Origin of the sequence: Saccharibacillus sp. O23, assembly GCF_002205895.1 — a bacterium.
Taxonomy (GTDB): domain Bacteria; phylum Bacillota; class Bacilli; order Paenibacillales; family Paenibacillaceae; genus Saccharibacillus.
The window spans coordinates 351491-368782 of sequence record NZ_NJDE01000009.1; the positions used below are offsets into that span (position 1 = coordinate 351491).

The window sequence follows — 17292 nt, forward strand, 5'->3', positions numbered from 1 at the left end:
AATGAAACTCAAAAGCAAGATCTATCTGTACTCGTCGGTATTGTTCGCGGCTTTGTTGGCGGCGGCATGCGTCTCGATCTATCTGTTGTTCGGCAAAATGTCGCTGGATGCGGAAATCCGCCGCTTCGAATCGGAAGCGGAACTGACGGCCGAACGGATCAGCGAAGCGGCGTCGCGCACCGCGCCGGACGATCTGCTGCGCGCGTACGCGCCGGCCGACGGCATGCTGCGCGTCGTCACGCCGGACGGCGGCAGTCTTGCCCGTCCGGTGACGGCCAGCGACGATCCGCAGCGAAGCGAACGGCTCAGCGGCGAGCCGTATCATTATGTCGCGGTTCACGAGGCGCAGCGGTTCAGAAGCGGCGGAGAAGGTTATATCCGAGTCTCCGTTCCGGTGATCTGGCCGGACGGGGAGGTCCTCAGCGTACAGGTCAGCCGCAGCATCGCGGATCTGGAAGATCGTCTGAACGTTCTGAAGACCGTGCTGGTCATCGTGGCGCTGCTCGCGCTGGTGCCGACGATTCTGGCCAATACGGTTCTGGCGAACCGGATCGTGAAGCCGATCAGCGCGCTGACGGAGACGATGGGCGATATCCGGCGCAGCGGCCGTTTCCAACGCATCGAGACCGACAAGCAGAACGGAGACGAGCTGGCCGAGATGGGAAGAACGTTCAACGACATGATCGTGCTGCTCGAGAGCAATTTCGCCAGGCAGGAGCGCTTCGTATCGGATGCTTCGCACGAGTTGAAGACGCCGCTCACGATCATCGAGAGTTATGCGAGCCTGCTTAAGCGCAGAGGCAAGGAACGGCCGGAAGTGTTCGACGAAGCGGTCGAAGCGATCTTGTCGGAATCGGTTCGCATGCGCGAACTGACCGAACGGCTGCTCCAGACGGCCCGAAGTTCGGAATCGGATACGCTGGATCTGCAAGAAACCGATCTGGCGCGCTCGGCCGCCGAATCGGTCAAAGCTTTCATTCGGGCTTACGGCCGGGATATCGAAGTCATCGCGCCGGAGCCTGTATTCGTCCGAACGGACGAAGCGAAAATCCGCCAACTGCTGTTCATTCTGCTGGACAATGCCCGCAAATACAGCGAGGCGACGATTACGCTTCGAGTCGCCGGAGGAAGCGAAGAGGAGGCCCGACTTCAAGTCGTCGACCGGGGCATCGGCATTCCCGAAGACGAGCTGCCCAAAGTCTTCGATCGTTTCTATCGCGTGGATTCTTCGCGCGCTCGGCTTCCCGGAACCGGAGGAGCGGGTCTCGGCCTCGCGCTGGCTCAAGATCTGGCCGAAGCGCTGGACATCGCGATCGGCATCGAGAGCCGGCTCGGAGAAGGCACGACCGTGACGCTGCGTTTCCGGAACCGTAACGGAAGCAGAGACAAAGAACCGCGCGGCATGATGCCGTCGAGAAACCGCCGTTTTCGAAGCGAAGACAAACGGTCGGCGAATCGCGAAGAACCGGGCAGCGCCGGGCGAACTGACGAGGAAGGAGGCAAGCCGACATGAAGCGAAGAGCGGCATGGATCTCGGCGCCGGTATTGTTGGCGGCCGCGGCGGCCGGACTGCTGGTCTGGAGTCCGTGGAGTCCGTCGTCTCCGGCGTTGACGTTGGCGGAGGCGGAGAACAAATTGCTCAAACAGTATGCGGGCAAGATCGAGTCTTCGGCGCAGACCGGAGAGCTGTACGAGATGCGTCTGCGGACCGATACCGGATTGTATGCGGTCCGGTTGTCCGCGGAAGACGGACAAGTCGAATCGATCGAGAGACTCGAAGCGGTGAAAGTCCCGCCTCCCGAGATCGTCAGCCGCGAAGCGGTCAAGGTCCGGCTGGAGCAGCGCGAAGGATTGCGGGTACAGCGCTTGGAACTCGATACGCCGGACGGCGGAGCGACGCGCTTGTATGTCGCGGAGGTCACGAACTCGAGCGGCGAACGCCGAAGTTTGGAGATCGACGCGTATACGGGCGATATCTTGACCGATCGCGAAGCGCAGCCTTCGGATGCGGGCGGAGACAAGGGAACCCCCGGAACTCCCGGAGCTCCGGACGAAGAAGGGCCGGCCGCAACGCCGCCCGATCTTCCGGGCCAGCCGCAGGCGAGACTGCTCAGCGAAGACGAAGCGAAAGCGGCGGCCGCCGCCGCGCTGAACGTGCAAGCTTCGGCCGTCGAAGATACCGACGCGGAGCTTCGCAGACAAGAAGACGGCCAAGCTTATTATCTGGTAGACGTCGAACTGAAGAACGGCCGCGAAGCCGAGGTGCAAATCAATGCCGTCTCGGGAGCGATGCTGACGATTACTTGGGACGAAGACGATCCGAAGCCCGAGAAATCCGGCAAAGACGATCCCGAACGCGAAGACCGTTCGGAAGATTGATTCCGAAAGATCAAGCCGTACGCGGTTATCGCCGCCGTATAGCCATATAATAGAAGTCCGTCTCGGGAAACGCTTCCTGAGAACGGGCTTCTTTTTTTCTCATGAAATTCTAATGTGCCTCTTCCCGGTTTCTCAGAGCCTAGGGTTAATCTGATAATGAGGCAGGGACGACAGTCGCTCCTTGCAAACCGGTACAAGACCGAATACAGAGACCCATCGAGGAGGAGATTCGAAATGACGAAACGCAAATTGATGATCGGCGCGGTGGCGGCCGCATTGACGCTCGGAGGAACGGCGGCTCTGGCAGGCGCGGCGGGAACGACCGGAACGACAAACGGTACGACGGCGCAATCCGTTTCCAAAGCGATGATCTCGCAAAGCCAAGCCGAGCAAATCGCGCTGAAAGCGCAAAAAGGAACGGTGGACGAAGTCGAACTGAAAACGCGCAACGGCAAAACGTATTACGAAGTCGATATCGACCGGCCTGCCGGAGAATCGGACGTGGATGTTTGGGTAGACGCGTATACCGGTTCGCTGCTCAAAGTCGAGCCGGACGAAGACCGGGACGATCGCGGAGGAAACGCCTCGAATTCCGGACAGACGTCTTCCGCCGTGAAGATCACGTCGGCTCAAGCGGCTTCGATCGCGATCGAACATGCCGGCGGCGGCAAAGTGACCGACAACGATCTCGACAAAGAAGACGGCGTTTACGTATACGAGATCGAAGTGAAAACGGCGAACGGAGAAACCGACGTCAAGATCGATGCGAACACGGGAAAAGTGCTGAAAAGCGAAACGGATTATGACGACGATGACGACGACCGGGACGACGACTGAACGTCAGCACTCCGGAATTCCGGCAAGATTCGATTCTAAAGTCGCTTTTTATGCAAAAGAGCCTTGTTTTCCTCACGGAGAACAGGGTTCTTTTTGCCTGGATTTTTATGAATAAGAAGGTTCCGCAGGACGATTTTCAATGAATGCCAAACATTTACTGTTAATCGATTATTTTGGCATGTTAATCTGAATAGTGCTTGCTTATTACATACGGAAAACGAACGAAAGAGGGAAAATGATGACAACCAGATGGAATTGGACAAAAAAACTGACGTTTTCGACGCTTGCGGCCGTGCTGATCGCGGCAGGAACAGCGTTTTCGGGAGCGCCCGCAGCAGAAGCGGCAGCTGCTCAGAAAGCGGAAGTTTATTACGTATCGGACGGCGATTTGTACCGCGTAAACACGGAAGGCGGAGCTTCGGAGCGTCTGCGCCAGAACTTCGACGGCACGGAATTAAAGCCGGCCGGCGGTTACATGTATTATATGTACGACGACAATTCGACGACGCTTCTGCGTCTGTCGCTGAGCGATTCCGGCGCGAAAGCCGCGGACTTCGGCAAAAGCAAGCGTATCGTGCATTTCGACACGAAAGGCAGCACCGTTTATGCGCTGGACGATTCCGGCGTGCTCTATGCGACTTCGGCAGACGCCGCGCAGTTGACGGACGGCATCAAGCTTACCAATATGGCCGATCCGGACTTCCCGGCGTTCAAAGTCGTAGGCGACCGCATCTATTTCAACGCGCTCAAAGACGGCCGCGCGACCTGGGTCGCTTCCCGCAAAGTCGACGGCAGCGGTTCGCTGCAGTGGATCGCCAAAGGCTCGCTCGACGACGCCTATTTCGCCCACGCCGACCGCAACCGCTTGTACCTGATGGTCAACACCAACCCGCAGGAACGTCAATATTCGACTTCCAGCATGGTGATGTATTCGCTGCCCAAAGCGGGAGGGGCGGCCAAAGCGCTGAACGCGAAAGCTCCGATCGACGTCAACGCGGTGAATTCCGGCTCCTGGGCGAACGGTTACTTCGTTTTCAACAAAGGAATCCGGCTCGGCGCGGACGGCGAATTCGATTACTCCAAAGGAGTCGGCTATGTGATCGACGGCGCGACGGGCAAAACGATCAAACTGCACACCACGGGCGTTCACGAGATTGCCAACGTGGGCAGCAGCAGCCTTGCCTTTAACGATGCCGGCGGCAGATCGTACGTAGCCACGCTGGTTAACGGCAAAGTTACCAAGACCAAAAAGCTGTCGCTCGGCAATGTCGGCTACGTGCGCAATCTGACCAATCAAGGCGTGGTACGCTCGACCGTGCTGTTTGCGGAAAGCGGCGCTTACGTCCTCGACCCGGCCAAGCTGACCCTGAAGAAAATGGTCGGCCTGGAGTGGGACATGTGCCAGTACGAAGATGACGTGGCCGGCATCTTTTATCTCAACGCGGCGGACGGCGGCCGATTGTACCGGATGAACGAAGACGGAACGAAAAGCGTCAAGCTGACGGACGAGAAAGTCTCGAACATCGTGCTGATCGCGAAAAAATAAATCGTTTGCTTCAAGAAAAAGGGAGATTCCGCTTTTGCGGAGTCTCCCTTTTGCGTGCGCGATCCGCCGAACGGACAAACAAGCGGCAGCTTTCCGGCATTCCGGCCTGTCTTTTCGCCAACATCTTTTCTTTCGTATTCGGAGCGGGCTTTTATATCTTTATTCGGCGGGCCGGACGGCGCTAACGAATTATTTGACGCAGACGCTTCTTATCGTCACGCTGTCCGCGGCGTTCGGATGGTACGAAAAGACCGCGCTATGTGCCGCAGCCGTCGTACGATTCGGAAGCGTTCCGAAAAAACGGCCTGAAGCCGAAAAAAAGCGTCCCTTCCGAGGGACTGCTTTTGCTTGTTCATTTTTCTTCGACCACGTGCGATTTCAAGGCGGCTTGATACACGATCTCGGCGGCTGCGGCGCGAGTCAGCGGTTCGTTAGGACGAATATCGCCTTTGGCGTCGAGCTTGAGCAGACCCAGCGCCAGCGCCGTCTGCATCTGGCCGCTCATGCCGTCCGGAATGGACGCTTCGTCTTTGATCTCGACCGGGATCAGACGGAACACCGGCAGCTTGCCTGCGTTTTGTCCGGCGGCGATCAGCAGCGAAGCCAGCGACGCGCGCGTGGCCGGAGCGCTCGGGTCCAGATCGCGCGGCAGGTTCAGGTCGCTGTATGCGGCGATGATCAGCGCGTCCGCGTACCAAGCGTCGTCGTCGGCTTTGGGAAACGAATCGGACGCTTCCGGTTTTTTGACAAAGTTCAGGTTATCGATATTCAAGCCGTACAGATCGACGGCAAGCTGAATGGCTTGGGCGTTGGTGAGCGTGCCTTGCGGATCGAATTTGCCGTCTTGCGCGCCTCGGATAATCCCGGCTTCTTGCAAAGCGGCGATTTGAGGAGCCTGCGCGATGCCTTTCAAGTCGCCGAACGCGGGCGCCGCGTAAGCTTGTCCTCCGGCAAACGAAGACAGCAGGATAACGGCGGCGGCGGGAGCGGCAAACAAGGTTTTTCGGATATTCGTTTTCATGATCAACACTCTCCTCGTGGTTGCGTTATTGTCCTTCAGACGCAGCCGATCGAAAAAATGTTGCAAAAGCGTGTGCGAAAAGCGGAGCGGCGGTGCCGGCGCGGGGTAAAAAAGAGCAAGAACCTGCCGAATCGGTGTTGAGCGTCCGGAGACGGGCAGCGTATAAAAGGAGTGGGAGAATTGGGATACTTCGATATGATCGATCTGCCGCTCGAACTGGAGCATCTGCTGCGAATCTTGATCGCCGGGCTCTGCGGAGCCTTGATCGGTTACGAACGAAAAAGCAGGCGAAAAGAAGCCGGAACGCGGACGCATTTTATCGTGGCGGTAGGAGCGGCGCTTATCATGGTCATCTCCAAATACGGCTTTATGGATCTGGAAGGACGCGACGGCGTACAGATCGACCCGACCAAAGTCGCTTCGGAGATCGTCAGCGGAATCGGTTTTCTCGGGGCGGGCATGATCTTCATGCGCAAATATACGATCAACGGCTTGACGACGGCGGCGGGCATGTGGGCGACGGCCGGCGTCGGCATGGCGATGGGAGCCGGCCTGTACATTCTGGGCATTATCGCGACGCTGCTGATCTATCTGACGCAGATCATCATGCACGGCAATTTCAAAGGGCGTTTCGTCGCTTCGACGCATCGGTTGATCGTGACCGTCCGTCAAGAAAAAGGAGCGTCCGAACAGTTCAAGAAGCTTCTCGAAGAACGGGGCGTAACCGTGATCGACTTCAAAGGAGCGGGCAAAGAAGAAGAGAAGCGGCAGCTGACGTTGGACATGGTGGTCCGGATGCCGAAAGGCATGAGCGCCGATCAGTTGATGCCGCTGCTGGAGGAAAGCGACGAAATTCTGGGCATCGAAATGAAATGAATAGAGAAGAACGAAGAAGACCCCCGGATCGCAGGCTGCGGCGATTTCGAGGGTCTTCTTTTCGGTTATGCGCAGGCGAAGCGTTTATCCGCGTTCGGCCAGCAGTTTCTTGCCGAATTCTTTATAATAGTCGTTGCCGTTGCGCGCGTCCAGCGCTTCCGCGATCGCGAACGCTTCTTCTTCAAGCTTCGCGCGCAGTTCTTCGGGCCGGTCGGCCAAGCCGGCGAAGCGGGAAGCCGGCGGCAAATTCAGGACAAAATCTTCGCCCGTCCGCTGCAGCTTATGGAGCAAAGCGGCGGAGTTCCAGTAGAACATCATGCGGTTCAGCGGATCTTCGTGCGTTTCCGCCTGCGGAAGATGGCGTTCCAGCATAGGCAGCGCGCGCTGCGGATCGACGAGCGACAGATAGCCGATATGTTCGCCGAATAACTGGATGAATTTCGCGTTCTGCCGGATCAGCGAATAGCTTTTGCGCTGCATCTCCGCGGCTTCTTCGTGCCGTCCCAGACGATGCAGCGGGACGAGAAGCTGCGGCAGCGTCATATGAGGGACTTCCGCGCAGCGCTTGCGTCCTTCGATGATCGGCTTGGCTTTTTTGATCGCTTCCTCGTCTTTGCCGAGCAGCACGAGGTAATGGACCTGTTCGTCCAACTCGCAGGCCGCGCAGTCACTCATGGCGTCGCGTTTCAATTTCCGGAACTCTTCGAGGCATTCCTGCGCTTTTTCCAACTGTCCCATGTACATCGAAAGACGGAAGTTATAATACCAGTACGTGCGGTCGCTGACCCCGTATTCGTTATAACGCCGGCGCATGTCTTGAAGAAGCGAATCGATCTGCTCGGCCGGAACTTCCGGGAACGAAGGGATGTCGTCGATGATCCATTTGTAATTCCAATACAGGCTGTCTTCGTCGAAAGCTTGCGGATCGCGGTCATACTGCCCGAGCTGCCAAGAATAAGCGACGATCGCTTTCATCGGAAAACCGCCGAAACTTCCGGTCTCCACGATTTCTTCGCGCGCTTCGTATCCGGCTTCCACGTCGCCGGCCAGATCCGCGATCTCGGCCGCCCGTTCGAGCAGCGCCATCTTCGCCGCGCTATGCGGCAGACTGTACGCTTGCGACATCAAATCTTGAAACTCCGTCAAATAATCTTCCATATCCGTTCTACTCCTCTCTTTCCGAATCCATGCTCCAATCGATCAACGACAAGATGCCGCGGTTCAGCAGCGCCATTTCTTGCCGGCTCATCGGGTAATGGCCCATCATCAGCGCGTTCGCGTACAGCATCTCGACCAGCGTGTTCAGCCGCCGCGTCGGCTTGCCGGCGAACAGCCGCTCGACGACCGGGTTGTTCAAATTCAGGTACAGAATCGAATACGAGCTTGCGTGGTTCTGGATCGAACCGCCCAGACTGCCCAGAATCGAAGCGAACGCCTGCGGACTTTCTTCGCTCGCGCGTTCGATCGAACGCAGCGTCGCGGCTTCTTCGGGCAAAGTGAACAAAGCGGGCAGTTCTTCCGGCTTGAACCGTTTGAGCAGCACGCGGCAGCGGAAAGGCTGAAGAACCAGATCGGCCGCGCGCGCCGCTTCGAGCGTCGACGAACGTTCTTCGGCGTTCAGATCGGCGAAAGCGAGCGACACGTCTTCCGGCATCAAACGGTGGACGTCGGCACCGGGCAGAATGCGCGGCAGCGAGGCCAGCAGTTCCGCTTCGTAGATGTAGCCGCCGTTCACGACCAGCATCGATTGGGCGGACGCGACATGGCGCAGTTGACGGTAATGATCCAGCGTCGCGGTGTAATACAGCGTGCGATGTTCGTCGAGCAGTTCGCCCAGCGTCTTGTGGCCGTAAGTGCTCTCGAACGGTAGCCAGCGGTGGATCATGCGATAGAACTCGTCGTCTTCCGCCGCGAGATTCTTCATGGACAGCGCGTGCAGCTCGATGATGCGCCGCAGGCGGTTCTCGTCCGTCTCGCTCATACGGATCAATTCGGCGCGGATCGATTCGCCCAGTTCGCCGCGCACGCGTTCGAGCTGTTCGTTTTCGTAGAAGTGTTCGCGCGAAGCCGTCGGCTGAAGTTCGTCGGTCCAGATCAGGCATTTGACGAAAAAGGCCCATTCCGGCAGGATGTTGTCCGCCTGTTCGGAGATCAGCATCCGCTTGAGATAAACTTTGTGCGAACGTTTCGCGTTCAGGTTGACGGCATGCGGCAGGATATAAGCGATGCCGCCGGTGCGTCCCGTCGACGTCTGCAGCGGAATAAAATCGCGGAACCGTTCGCCGAGCATCCGCTCGCCGAAACGCAGCACCTCGTCCTGCCGGTCGCGGATCAGCTCGGGATAGACGATCCAGTCCGGCGGTTCCGGATTGATTCGCCGCTCGCGCCCGTTTTCGGTCAGCAGGATCGGATAAGGCAGCAGCGCGCCGTAATGCAGCAGGTCGAGTTCGACGGATTCGGGTTCGAAATAGAAGTCCGTTTCTTCTTTGCAGCGCAAATAAACTTTGGTGCCCGGCGTCAGCGAAGCTTCAAGCTTGCGAATGCTGTATGTACCGTCCGGCTTGCCGCGCCATTCGATGGAAGGTCCGCCTTTGGCGGACTGGGTCAGCATCACGATCTCGTCGCTCACCATGAAGCAGGAGAGCAGACCGATGCCGAAGCGCCCGATAAAAGAAGTCTCGCCGAGCAGTTCCGTGCCGTTTCGCTTCGACGAATGGCCGATCATGGCGAGGAATTCGTGCACGTCTTCTTCGGTCAGTCCGATGCCGTTATCCTGCATGAGCAGCGTCGCGCCCGAACCGCTGCCGGCCAGTTCGACGGTGACTTCGCCGCGATGGGACGGGTCGAGATCCAGCCGCGCGGTAATGGCGTCGGTCGCGTTTTGCAGCAGTTCGCGCAGGAAGACGCGGGGGCTGCTGTAGAGATGGTTGGACAGAATGTCGATCATGCCGCTCAGGTTGACCTGGAAGCGGTATTCTTGCGAATCGGGCATCTTGGTTCCTCCTTCGAAGCTGGGAAACTTTGCTTGTATGTTAGAAATCTATCTTATTTTTATTCTAACTTGTTGCTTCGCCGATTCCAAATCGGCCGATTTTTTTGCGTCTTTCGTCATGCAAAAAAGCGTCCCGCCCATTCGGAAATGGGAGAGACGCCCTGCATGCTCGGCCGGTTGCTTATACGAAAAGACTCGGTATGCGCGTTATTCGGTGATCGTGCCGTAGATCAGCGTCGGCGCGTCCGCGTGATCGTCGATCGAGATCGCGGCGAGAATCTTCTCGCGCACGTTCGCCACGTCTTCGCTGTTCGCGTGGATCGTGACCAGCGATTCGCCCTCTTGGACGGCTTCGCCGACTTTCTTGTTCAGCATGAGGCCGACCGCCAGATCGATCTCGGATTCTTTGGTCGCGCGGCCCGCGCCGAGCCACATGGCGGCGACGCCGATCTCGTCGGCGACGATCTTCGAGACGACGCCGGAACGCGGCGCCGGCACTTCGATCTTGTACGCCGCCTGCGGCAGGCGTTCCGGATGGTCGACGACCGAAGCGTCGCCGCCTTGGTTCGCGAGGAAGTCGCGGAACTTATCGAGCGCTTTGCCGTTCGCGATCACTTCGCGCAGTTTGGCTTCGGCGTCTTCGAGCGAAGACGCTTTGCCCGCGAGGTAGACCATCTGGCTGCCGAGCGCCATGCACAGATCTTCCAGATCTTTCGGTCCTTGTCCTCTCAGCGTATCGATCGCTTCTTGGACTTCCAGCGCGTTGCCGATCGCCGCTCCCAGCGGTTGGCTCATGTCGGAGATGACGGCCATCGTGCGGCGGCCGACGTTGTTGCCGATCGAGACCATCGCGTGAGCCAGCTCTTTGGAGCCTTCCAGCGTCTTCATGAACGCGCCCGCGCCGGTCTTGACGTCCAGTACGATGGCGTCCGCTCCCGCGGCGATTTTCTTGCTCATGATCGAGCTTGCGATCATCGGGATCGAGTTGACCGTCGCGGTCACGTCGCGCAGCGCGTACAGCTTCTTGTCGGCCGGCGTCAGATTGCCGCTCTGGCCGATAACGGCGATCTTGTGCTCGTTGACGAGCTTGACGAACTCGTCGTTCGTGATTTCGACGTGGAAGCCGGCTACGGCTTCCAGTTTGTCCACGGTGCCGCCGGTATGGCCGAGGCCGCGGCCGGACATCTTGGCGACCGGCACGTCCAGCGCCGCGACGAGCGGAGCGAGTACCAGCGTCGTCGTGTCGCCGACGCCGCCCGTGGAGTGCTTGTCGACTTTGACGCCTTCGATCGCCGACAGGTCGATCGTGTCGCCGGAGTGGACCATCGCCATCGTCAGGTCGGCGCGTTCGCGATCGTTCATGTCTTGGAAAAAGACGGCCATCGCGAATGCGCTTACTTGATAATCCGGAATGTCGCCTTTGGTATAGCCTTCGATGATGAAGTTGATTTCTTCGGTGGTCAGCTCTTTGCCGTCCCGCTTTTTCTCGATCAAGTCTACCATTCTCATGTATGTCCGCCTCGCTTTCGCGTAATGAACCTTCCCGGCGATCCGGTCGGGTTATGTGTGATCAGAAATAGAAGAGCGGGGGAGCCGGCAGGCTCCCTTCCGCCGGATGCGGAAACCCGGATTACAGGGTAATCGCGGTTTCCAGCGCCACTTCCATCATGTCGTTGAACGTCGATTGGCGCTCGGCCGCCGTCGTTTCTTCGCCGGTCAGCAGGTGGTCGCTGACGGTCAGGATCGTCAGCGCGTTGACGCCGAATTTCGCCGCGAGCGAGTAGAGCGCCGTCGTTTCCATCTCGACGCCCAGCACGCCGTATTCCATCAGCTTCGTCGTGACGGTCTTGTCGTCGCGGTAGAAGATGTCGGAGCTCAGGATGTTGCCGACGTGCACGTTCAGGCCTTTTTCCACGGCGCGTTCGTAAGCTTCTTTGAGCAGGCCGAAGCTTGCGATCGGAGCGAAGTCGAAGCCCGGGAACGTGTTGCGGTTCATGCTGGAGTCGGTGCAGGCCGCTTGCGCCAGAATGACATCGCGCACGCGCACGCTTTCCTGCATGCCGCCGCAGGTGCCGACGCGGATCAGGTTCTTGACGCCGTATTCGCTGATCAGCTCGTTGGCGTAGATCGCGAACGACGGGATGCCCATGCCGGAGCCTTGGACGGAAATGCGTTTGCCTTTGTACGTGCCGGTGAAGCCCAGCATGCCGCGGACTTGGTTGTACTGCACGACGTCTTCGAGATACGTGTCGGCGATGAATTTCGCTCTCAGCGGGTCGCCGGGGAGCAGGATCGTTTCGGCGATATCGCCGACTTTGGCTTCGATGTGAACACTCATTGTAAAAACCTCCGTTTTCGGTGTGAGGCGCTTGGGTGCGCGGTGAGACGCTGCGAACGGGGCGGGCCTGCGATCGCCGTTCCATTCCGGTTTTTCGATTTGACTTTTATAAGGTGAAAACCGGAATGAAAATGCGAGCGCTCCGCTTCTCCGGCTCCGCCCCGTTCTCCGCTTGAGCGGGCACGAGGCGAAACGGAGGAGAAGCCCAATTCGCGTTCTTTTTTATGGTTAAGAAAAGCAAGTCCGATTCGTTGACCGATCTTCGGGCTTGATCTTCGCTTCGGGAGGGCGGCTGTTCGGCGTCGGAACAGCGGCTCTCAAGCGGATCTTCCGAATCTTACTTCAGATCGCCGAGGAAGCTGGTGCCGTATTCCGGCATCTTCACGCCGAAGTTCTCGGCTACGGTCGCGGCGATATCGGCGAAAGTGGTGCGCAGAGGCAGCTTCGTTCCGCCGTTCTTGAAGCTCGGCGAGTAGGCGAGCAGCGGGACGTATTCGCGGGTATGGTCGGTGCCGCGGTACGTCGGATCGTTGCCGTGGTCGGCGGTGATCAGCAGCAGGTCGTCTTCGTTCATCTTCGCGAACACTTCCGGCAGGCGGGCGTCGTATTCTTCGAGCGCTTGACCGTAACCTTGCGGATCGCGGCGGTGTCCGAACAGCGCGTCGAAATCGACGAGGTTCAGGAAGCTCAGGCCGTGGAACGGTTTGTCCAGTTCTTCGACCAGTTTGTCCATGCCGTCCATGTTGGATACGGTACGAACGGAGCGGGTCACGCCTTCGCCGTCGTAGATGTCGGAGATCTTGCCCAGCGCGATCACGTCGAATCCGCCGTCTTTGAGTTCGTTCATGGTCGTGCGGCCGAACGGTTTCAGCGCGTAGTCGTGGCGGCCTGCCGTACGCTTGAATGCGCCCGGTTCGCCGACGAACGGACGGGCGATGATGCGGCCCAGCATGTACGGATCTTCCAGCGTGATCTCGCGGCAGAATTCGCAGATCTCGTACAGTTCTTTTAATGGAACGATTTCTTCGTGAGCGGCGACTTGAAGCACGGAGTCGGCGGACGTGTAAACGATCAGCGCGCCGGTCTTCATATGTTCTTCGCCCAGCTCGTCGAGGATCTCGGTGCCGCTGGCCGGCTTGTTGCCGATCACTTTGCGGCCCGTCTTCTCTTCGATGCGCCGGATCAGCTCATCCGGGAATCCGTCCGGGAAGACGCGGAAAGGCGTATCGATATACAGACCCATGATCTCCCAGTGGCCGGTCATCGTGTCTTTGCCGCGCGAAGCTTCCTGCATTTTGGTGTGGTAGGCGAGAGGCTGTTCGGCCTTCGGTACGCCTTGGACTTCCTCGATATTGGACAGGCCGAGTTTGGCCATGTTCGGCATGTTCAGACCGCCCGTTTCGCGAGCGATATGGCCGAAAGTGTCGACTCCGAAATCGTCGAATTCCGCGGCATCCGGCGCTTCGCCGATGCCGACCGAGTCCATGACGATCAGGTGGATACGTTTGAATGTGGACATGTTCATGCTCCTTTCAGAAAATCTTATTCTACACCTTTTTTAATGCTTTTTCACGATCAAATAAACAGGCCGGCGATGATGGCGGACAGCATGCTGACCAGCGTCGCGCCGTAGAGCAGTTTGAGGCCGAATTTGGCGACGACGTTGCCCTGCTTCTCGTGCAGGCCTTTCACCGCGCCGGCGATGATGCCGATCGAGGAGAAGTTGGCGAACGAGACGAGGAAGACGGAAACGATGCCGACGGTGCGTTCGGACAGCGTGCCCGCTTTGATTAGCCCTTGCAGGTCCAGCATGGCCGTGAATTCGTTGGTCATCAGCTTGGTCGCCATGATGCTGCCGGCGGTCACCGCGTCGTGCCACGGCACGCCCATGACGAAGGCGAGCGGAGAGAACACGTAGCCGAGCAGCTCTTGGAACGTAATGCCGAAAATCGCGCCGAAAATGCCGTTCAGCATGGCGATCAAAGCGACGAAACCGATCAGCATGGCGGCGACGACGATCGCGACTTTGAAGCCGTCCATGATGTATTCGCCCAGCATTTCGAAGAACGACTGCTTCTCTTCCTGCTGCACTTCCAGTATATCTTCTTCCGCTTCGACTTTATAAGGGTTGATGATCGAAGCGATGATGAATCCGCCGAACAAGTTGAGCACGAGCGCCGTTACGACGTAACGCGGCGGGATCAGGCCCATATACGCGCCGACGATCGACATGGAGACGGTGGACATGGCCGAAGCGCAGAGCGTGTACAGACGGTGCTTCGGCAGCAGGCCGATCTGCTTTTTGACGGAAATGAACACTTCGGATTGGCCGAGAATGGCGGATGCGACCGCGTTGTACGATTCGAGCTTGCCCATGCCGTTGATCTTGCTCAGGACGAGACCGATGTAACGGATGATGAACGGCAGGACGCGAATGTATTGAAGAATCCCGATCAACGCGGAGATGAACACGATCGGCATCAATACGTTAAGGAAGAAGATGGAGGCTCTGTTCTCGGCCAGAATGCCGCCGAACACGAACCCGATCCCTTCGTAAGCGTAACCGAGCAGCGTTTCGAACGTGGTGGCGAAAGCGCTGATCAACGTGGTACCCAGTACGGTATTGAGCAGCAGGAACGCGAGCAGGGCTTGAAGCACCACCATGATAATCAGCGGGCGATAGCGGATCTTTTTGCGGCCGTTGCTGGCCACGAATGCGAGGCCGAACACGACGGCAAGTCCGATCAGGGCAATTAGAATGTTCATGGACGAAATTCTCCCGGAAGTATTTTTTTTTGGATTGGGACTAACGACGGGCGACGGTTGGCACTATAAGTCTGACAAGACGCTGACATCTTGCGATATGAAGCGGTTACAAAAAGCGACATAGTGACGGGCGACGAACAAAATTTGCCGATCGCGCCCGAGCGAATCTTCGCGAATCCGGAGATCCGCAAAGACGCTCAAGCGACCCGATTATCGACTCTTGTCCATGTCCTTAGCCTGAAAATATCCCGGCAGCAGACGGTCCATCGTCCATTCTTCGGTATTGCCGTGCAGGTTCGTCAGATAGATGCGCGTATGTTCGTCCGCGAATTCCGCGATCACCTGACGGCATGCGCCGCACGGAGAGACCGGACCTTCCGTGTCGGCGACCACCGCGATCGCTTCGATGCGGCGAATGCCTTCGGAAGCGGCTTTGAAGATAGCGGTGCGTTCCGCGCAGTTGGTCAGGCCGAACGACGCGTTCTCGATATTGCAGCCGGAGTAAATCTTGCCGTCCGCAAGCAGCGCGGCCCCGACTTCGAAATGCGAATACGGGACGTAGGCGGCGCTGCGGGCTTCGATCGCGGCTTCGATCAGACGTTCTGCCATAGGGTGACTCATGTTAGGGCCTCCTCGGATCAAGATGGGCGATTCGGGCGATCGTCTTCGATCAGTAGTTGGAGTCGGATTGTCCGCCTTGCATGATCTTGACGCCGGAACTTGCTCCGATGCGCGTCGCGCCGGCTTCGATCATTTTCTCCATGTCTTCGCGGCTGCGTACGCCGCCGGAAGCTTTGACGCCGATCTCGGGACCGACCGTTTTGCGCATCAGGGCCACGTCTTCGGGCGTCGCTCCGCCGGTAGAGAAACCGGTGGACGTCTTGACGAAGTCCGCGCCGGCGCGAACGGCCAGTTCGCAAGCCAGAACTTTCTCTTCGTCGGTCAGCAGGCAGGTCTCGATGATGACTTTGACCAGCGCTTGGCCGGCGGCCGCTTCGACCACGGCGCGAATATCGCGCTCGACCAGTTCGGCATTGCTGCTCTTCAGCGCGCCGATGTTGATGACCATGTCCACTTCGTTCGCGCCTTTGGCGATCGCGTCGCGGGTTTCGAACGCTTTGGTCTCCGGCGTGGACGCTCCCAGCGGGAAACCGATCACGGTGCAGACTTTGACGCTGCTGCCGGCCAGGCGCTCGGCGGAGAAGGCTACCCACGTCGGATTGACGCAGACCGAAGCGAACTCGTACGTCTTCGCTTCTTCGATCAGCTTGGCGACCTCCGCTTCCGCGGCGTCCGCGCGAAGCAGCGTATGGTCGATCATGGATGCAAGATTCATTAAGGATCTCTCCTTCGATATAGGATTTACCCTCATCATATCATGTTCGTGAACAAATGCAAAAGTTAAAATGAAATTTTGTTCAAAGAGGCTGAACAGTCGCTAAATCGCCGGTCGAAAACAAAAAAAGCCCGTTTCCCGAACATCCGCCGGAATCGGCGAATCGGGAAACGGGCATGAGGCCGAGGCCGTCGGGCCTGCGCGTCGTTATTTCTTGCGAGAAGCGGCCGGGGCGGCTGCTTCGGACGATTTTCCGGCTGCCGCTTTTAGGGACTTTTTCTTTTGCTGCGCGATGCGGGCCGCGGACGCCGCTTCTTTTTCCTGCAATTTCTTCCAACCTTCGTAATCGTGAACGGCGAATCCCCCGAAAGCCGCGTTCGCGCCCAGCTTGCCGCGCAAAGCGTCAAGCTGGGCATTCAGATAAGAAGAACCTTCTTCGTAAAAAGTGACCTGCGGCGTTTCCGACGAAGGATTCGTCTCGACGCCGATCCGCAGCGTTTTGCCCGCTTTGGCGGCTTCGGCCAGTTCGTTCTTGGCGACGTCTGCGATCCGGTCGGCGGAATCGCGATAAGCCATGATCGTCACGCTGTCGAAGCGGCCGATCAACCAAGCGCTTAACGTACCGGCTTGACCCGGCATCGCGTGTTCGTCGAACCAGAACGGGATGTCGGCTTCCGCCGGCAGGCCGAGACGTTTCGCGCCGGCGAGCAGGGCTTCGATACGGCTTTTCCAAGAAATCAGCAGCGCGTCGCGATCGCGGTTCCATTCCGGCAGCAGATAAGGCTCCGTATCGATATGGATGCCCGCGAAGCGTTGATCGGCGTCGGCCGAAGCTTGGTAATCGGACAGCCAGTTCAAGAAAGCGTCCGTCAGGCTGCGGTCTAGCGCCCAACGGGGCGCGCCGTCGAGCGCGTAAACGCGGATATTTTGCGCCGAAGCGCGGCGGATGAACGCGGCGTAGTCCGCAGCGTCCATGTCCGCGTCGATCTGCAGGTACAGCGTCGCGACTTTGTTCGAAGCGGCGAAACGCAGCAGGTCGTCGGAAGAATTCCGAAGCAGCCACGGATTCCAGACCCAAGTCGAGAATTTGTCCGCTTCGCGGGCTCCCGCGCGATCGGGCGGGAAAGCCCCGGCCGTCCAGACAAACAGCAGGCAGAGGAACAAGCAGCGGGTAAACATAGGGCGTGTAGGCATAAAACGT

General features: G+C 58.4%; 15 protein-coding genes and 1 pseudogene. 6 read left to right on the forward strand and 10 right to left on the reverse strand.

Annotated elements, in window-relative coordinates:
* The first annotated feature begins 1 nt into the window (after position 1).
* From CDO73_RS13575 to CDO73_RS27445, 5 genes and pseudogenes are all read left to right on the forward strand, one after another.
* The gene (locus CDO73_RS13575; protein WP_088489053.1) at positions 2-1513 is read left to right on the forward strand and encodes a sensor histidine kinase; all 1512 of its coding nucleotides are present in this window, start codon (positions 2-4) and stop codon (positions 1511-1513) included.
* Positions 1510-2379 (forward strand): PepSY domain-containing protein, encoded by an 870-nt coding sequence (locus CDO73_RS13580; RefSeq protein WP_088489054.1) that lies wholly within the window; start codon positions 1510-1512, stop codon positions 2377-2379. The genes CDO73_RS13575 and CDO73_RS13580 overlap by 4 nt, the downstream gene beginning before the upstream one ends.
* Before the next feature lie 234 nt (positions 2380-2613).
* Positions 2614-3216, forward strand: coding sequence for a PepSY domain-containing protein (locus CDO73_RS13585; protein ID WP_179218698.1), 603 nt, complete (start codon positions 2614-2616; stop codon positions 3214-3216).
* A 238-nt stretch (positions 3217-3454) separates the two neighbouring features.
* Positions 3455-4762 (forward strand): DUF5050 domain-containing protein, encoded by a 1308-nt coding sequence (locus tag CDO73_RS13590; protein WP_256972689.1) that lies wholly within the window; start codon positions 3455-3457, stop codon positions 4760-4762.
* Between the two features lie 34 nt (positions 4763-4796).
* Positions 4797-5027, forward strand: a pseudogene (locus CDO73_RS27445) (DUF418 domain-containing protein); the annotation flags it as partial.
* 87 nt (positions 5028-5114) lie between these two features.
* Here the strand turns inward: CDO73_RS27445 and CDO73_RS13595 are convergent.
* Complete coding sequence (locus CDO73_RS13595; RefSeq protein ID WP_179218699.1) at positions 5115-5783, reverse strand: S-layer homology domain-containing protein; 669 nt, start codon at positions 5781-5783, stop codon at positions 5115-5117.
* Positions 5784-5954: 171 nt separating this feature from the next.
* Here CDO73_RS13595 and CDO73_RS13600 point away from each other — a divergent pair, with 171 nt between their 5' ends.
* The gene (locus CDO73_RS13600; protein ID WP_256972690.1) at positions 5955-6659 is read left to right on the forward strand and encodes an MgtC/SapB family protein; all 705 of its coding nucleotides are present in this window, start codon (positions 5955-5957) and stop codon (positions 6657-6659) included.
* Positions 6660-6743: 84 nt separating this feature from the next.
* Here CDO73_RS13600 and CDO73_RS13605 read toward each other — a convergent pair whose 3' ends face one another.
* The 9 genes from CDO73_RS13605 to CDO73_RS13645 all read right to left on the reverse strand — a co-directional run bounded on the left by CDO73_RS13605 (position 6744) and on the right by CDO73_RS13645 (position 17285).
* Positions 6744-7817 carry a hypothetical protein gene (locus CDO73_RS13605; protein ID WP_088489058.1) on the reverse strand — a complete coding sequence of 358 codons (1074 nt, stop codon included), beginning with the start codon at positions 7815-7817 and terminating at the stop codon, positions 6744-6746.
* A 7-nt stretch (positions 7818-7824) separates the two neighbouring features.
* Positions 7825-9651, reverse strand: coding sequence for an HSP90 family protein (locus CDO73_RS13610; protein WP_088489059.1), 1827 nt, complete (start codon positions 9649-9651; stop codon positions 7825-7827).
* 207 nt (positions 9652-9858) lie between these two features.
* On the reverse strand, positions 9859-11160 hold the full coding sequence (locus CDO73_RS13615; RefSeq protein WP_088489060.1) for a pyrimidine-nucleoside phosphorylase: 1302 nt from the start codon (positions 11158-11160) through the stop codon (positions 9859-9861).
* 121 nt (positions 11161-11281) lie between these two features.
* Positions 11282-11989, reverse strand: coding sequence for a purine-nucleoside phosphorylase (gene deoD / locus CDO73_RS13620; protein ID WP_088489061.1), 708 nt, complete (start codon positions 11987-11989; stop codon positions 11282-11284).
* 337 nt (positions 11990-12326) lie between these two features.
* A complete protein-coding gene (deoB, locus tag CDO73_RS13625; protein WP_088489062.1) occupies positions 12327-13508 on the reverse strand; it encodes a phosphopentomutase in 1182 nt (393 codons plus the stop codon).
* 56 nt (positions 13509-13564) lie between these two features.
* Positions 13565-14755, reverse strand: coding sequence for a NupC/NupG family nucleoside CNT transporter (locus CDO73_RS13630; RefSeq protein ID WP_088489063.1), 1191 nt, complete (start codon positions 14753-14755; stop codon positions 13565-13567).
* Positions 14756-14965: 210 nt separating this feature from the next.
* On the reverse strand, positions 14966-15364 hold the full coding sequence (locus CDO73_RS13635; protein ID WP_088489064.1) for a cytidine deaminase: 399 nt from the start codon (positions 15362-15364) through the stop codon (positions 14966-14968).
* 61 nt (positions 15365-15425) lie between these two features.
* Positions 15426-16091, reverse strand: a complete 666-nt coding sequence (gene deoC / locus CDO73_RS13640; RefSeq protein ID WP_088489065.1) for a deoxyribose-phosphate aldolase — start codon at positions 16089-16091, stop codon at positions 15426-15428.
* Between the two features lie 207 nt (positions 16092-16298).
* Positions 16299-17285: a hypothetical protein gene (locus CDO73_RS13645; RefSeq protein ID WP_179218700.1), complete on the reverse strand. Its 987-nt coding sequence runs from the start codon at positions 17283-17285 to the stop codon at positions 16299-16301.
* Positions 17286-17292 lie beyond the last annotated feature (7 nt).